Source organism: Plebeiibacterium sediminum, assembly GCF_026013605.1.
Taxonomy (GTDB): Bacteria; Bacteroidota; Bacteroidia; order Bacteroidales; family Marinilabiliaceae; genus Saccharicrinis; species Saccharicrinis sediminus.
On the sequence record NZ_JAPDPJ010000339.1, the window covers coordinates 1 to 415 of the forward strand.

General features: G+C 40.5%; 1 protein-coding gene. It reads right to left on the reverse strand.

Annotated elements, in window-relative coordinates; all coding sequences use genetic code 11:
- Positions 1 to 235: 235 nt before the first annotated feature.
- The coding region (locus tag OM075_RS25710) for a hypothetical protein (protein WP_301193404.1) at positions 236 to 415 on the reverse strand (180 nt) is incomplete at its 5' end.

Consider the following 415-nt stretch of genomic DNA (forward strand, 5'->3'; position numbering starts at 1 on the left):
GAGGTAAACGGTGCTAGAATATTGTATTATAAGGTCCGAGTTGCAAACTCGAACCAGCATTTGAGCAAGATACACTGCATAGAATAAAATAAAAAGAGATAAAATTTAAATACGGCCAGAGGCCTGGTTTTAGACGACATAGCGAGACGCAATGCCGAACGAATAAGTTGTATTTATTGAAGTAGGAAAGGTACAAGATGCAATCTTGCACCAGTGAAAAGTAGTTAACTAAATTCTAATAGTGAAGAATAGATGTTTCAATCTCGAATGGTTCTTCCGGCATTAGCTGGTGAGCCAAAAAACAAGATGCTGTAGTCGGAAAAAGCGGTGTTGTTTGAAGACTTGAGGTACGAAAGTCAAGTTCAGCGCTTTCGACGAAGGCACCGTAGTTTTTTGAGCGAAGCAGGTGTAGCCG